This is a genomic window from Fibrobacter sp., from assembly GCF_045601785.1.
Taxonomy (GTDB): Bacteria; Fibrobacterota; Fibrobacteria; order Fibrobacterales; family Fibrobacteraceae; genus Fibrobacter.
Window position 1 is genome coordinate 1 of the sequence record NZ_JAZSAF010000071.1, and the last position, 2837, is coordinate 2837.

The following is a 2837-nucleotide window of genomic DNA, read 5'->3' on the forward strand; positions in this document are numbered from 1 at the left end:
AAGAGAAAAGCGAAGTATCATTGGCTTGTTGCATGTCGTTACTATTTACTCGCATGTAACCAATAGCGTCATCACTCCAAAATTTACACCTCAAATCTGTTGTTCTAGTTGCAGGCGATATCGCGTTTTTTAATGGAATTATTTCAGTAGTATTCGGCTCAGGCCTGTCAATCCAAGTGGCAAGATATCTTTCATTTGGGGCATTATAAAACTTCTTTTCGCCAATTGGATTTGTACTTTTATCGAGAACCTCGCATGAAATCTCAGACGGAAACATACATTTAGATTGCTTCGCTTTGCTCGCAATGACATTGAACGTTTTCCAAATTAGAAAGCCTATAGGAAAATTTCCCTTGAGACCTTCAAAAGACTTTGAGTGTACTACAAAACCTCCCAGATATTGAGCACACCATTGTTTTCGAAATACTTCCATTGTTTGAGAATTGACATATTTCAATGTGCTAAACATCGCTAAGGTCGCATTCGGAATTTCTTTAGCGATTCGAGCCACAAACTGAGTAAACAGTTCATTGCTAGCTTTACCGAATTCTTTCATCCCGAATTGTCCAAACCGTGTTTTATTCACACCTGTTTTAGCGGTGTTATCTTTAGAAGAAGCATTAAATGCACTCCCAACTTCTGCATAAGGTGGATTTATCAGCACCAATAATTTCTTCTTTCCTTCATTTGCATCACGAAGGACATTCTGCAAAGTCTGTGGAATTTTATTTGTAAGGCTGTAATCAATCGTCCCGTTATCGGTAATGTCATCGTTCAAGTAATCATATTGAAAACGCTCGGCGGATACGCAAATCTTCGCCGCCTTCATGATGTTCACATCTTCTTGATCGAGGGTGCTCATGAACAGATGACGGTGGTTGGAATGCTTGGCTTCCAGATTCCCGACACCGCAACACATATCCCACACATAATAGTCTTTCTGCCAGTTCGCGCCAAGCGTCTTTTCTAGCAGGTCGTAAGCCTTGTCAACCACATTGAGCGGAGTGTAGTATGCCCCCTTGAAAGTCCGCTCGTCAACGGGAATCAGGCTGTCGCGGCGTTCCAGCAAGTAACTGCGGAATTCCTCTTTGGGCGGCCTATCATAAATCGCCCAGAACTGGCTGTAACCATCCATACTTGCGATTTCGTAAGTCTTTCCGTTCAACAGGAATACAGGTTTATTGCCCTTGTGCAGCAGTTCTGCAGACAAATGTTCGTGGGTACTGATCTTGCCGTCGCTCATCACATCGGCATAGAAAAATTCTGCGTAGTTTTCGGGTTCCGCATTCACGATTTCCTTGCCGACCATCTCGACCCATTTATCGAAAACCTGTTTGAGATTGTCGGGCGTAATTTGCGTGCGGATGATTTCGCCTTTTTCTATGGCGTTTCGCAATGTGTCGATAAATTCTTTCTCATGGGTTTCGATATTGAAACTCACGAAATGTGTGCCGATGTACTGCGAAACAATATCTAAAGCATCCTGCGTTACGTCGCTGGCGGACTTGCCCCACTTGATATGAATGTTCTTGTCTTGTAAAAGCGGGAGCGCGACATCGGTCTTCATGATGGCGGCCTTGACGCTATCGACCACGCAAAGGAACGGAGGGATATGCTCGCCATCCTTGAGGGCTCGGTGGATGTAGAAAAGCAGCTGCGTGAACATCTCGTAGAGCGACTTCTTGGAGCCAAATTTCGCTTCAAACCAAACTTCGCGCGTCTGAATATCTATCAGGTTTCGCTGAACCTGCTTAAGGTGCAGTGCCTTGATGTATTCCGCCTTCACATCTTCTTCGGACGAGGCTTTTTGCAGCTTTTCGAACAGACTCATAAGGGCTCCTTTAGCCCTTATGCCGTGCAGTCAATCCACAAAAAAAGCGTGGCGTCGAATGCACTATCTAGTCAGAGGCTCGGCAAAGCCATACCACGATAAGCACAAACGACCCACGCCCATTGCTGGACGTGAGTGTTCGCCTTATTCCTGTGGTTTTTGAAATTTTGCCGATTTCTGACTACGGAATAAGAGCTAACTCTACGTTAAACTCGCGCCTGCGGTTTTTACGCCACAGGTTATGTCAAAACGAATGATAGTAAAAAAGGAGATGCCCGCCTGCGCGGGCATGACAAAAGAAGCGGGGATGACAGGGAAAAAGGAGGTGCCGCATCAAGCGGAAGTGACAATTCGGGGGTTTTAGGGGGTGGAACCCCACCCTGGTGGCCATGCGCACTAAGCACTAAAAGTGCTAAGTGCTGTCCGCCCTTAGGCGAGGGGGTGGAGAGCAACGTAGTGCGAACCAGGGGGATACGGCCCCCTTCTTGCAATAAACATGCCCATTCTTCCCGTAAATAATGTATATTGTAAATGGAGCATCAAATGAACTTGCCGATAAACATAATACACCAGATAGAGACCTTTGCCAAGGAATGTTTCCTTGACCGCGTTATTCTATTTGGTTCTAGGGCACGAGGTACAAACCGCGAACGCAGTGATATTGACCTCGCGGTGTCCGGCGGCAATCTGGCCCGTTTTGAGGAACTGCTTGAAGAAAAAGCAGACACCTTACTTTCGTTCGATGTAATTAACATGGACGGAGTTGCTTCAAGAAAATTGAAAGACAACATCCAGCGCGAGGGAGTCCTGCTTTATGCAAAAATTTGACAACTTTGTTGCATGTTTTGACGTGCTGAAAAACTCCAATCGCGATATGGCAAAAAGCGATGAAATTTATCGTACTGGTGTTATCGGACAATTTAGTCTCGCTTTTGAGTTGTCATGGAAAACTTTACAAGAAGTTATGCGAGCCCACGCCATTAACGAAGCTGAGAACGGTTCTCCG

2 protein-coding genes and 1 pseudogene are annotated in these 2837 nt (G+C 45.5%); 2 read left to right on the plus strand and 1 reads right to left on the minus strand.

All coding sequences use genetic code 11. The features are described from left to right. On the minus strand, positions 1–1831 hold a 1831-nt coding region (locus ACKI61_RS11300), incomplete at its 3' end, for a hypothetical protein (RefSeq protein ID WP_407457803.1). A gap of 543 nt (positions 1832–2374) precedes the next feature. On the opposite strand from ACKI61_RS11300, the gene ACKI61_RS11305 reads away from it, so the two are divergent. Beyond that, positions 2375–2659, plus strand: coding sequence for a nucleotidyltransferase domain-containing protein (locus tag ACKI61_RS11305; RefSeq protein WP_407457804.1), 285 nt, complete (start codon positions 2375–2377; stop codon positions 2657–2659). After that, positions 2646–2837, plus strand: a pseudogene (locus ACKI61_RS11310) (nucleotidyltransferase); the annotation flags it as partial. The gene ACKI61_RS11305 and the pseudogene ACKI61_RS11310, both read left to right, overlap by 14 nt.

Excerpts from the sequence above, each read along its gene's own strand:
- ACKI61_RS11305 (WP_407457804.1), top strand. The coding sequence starts at position 2,375 with ATGAACTTGCCGATAAACATAATACACCAGATAGAGACCTTTGCCAAG.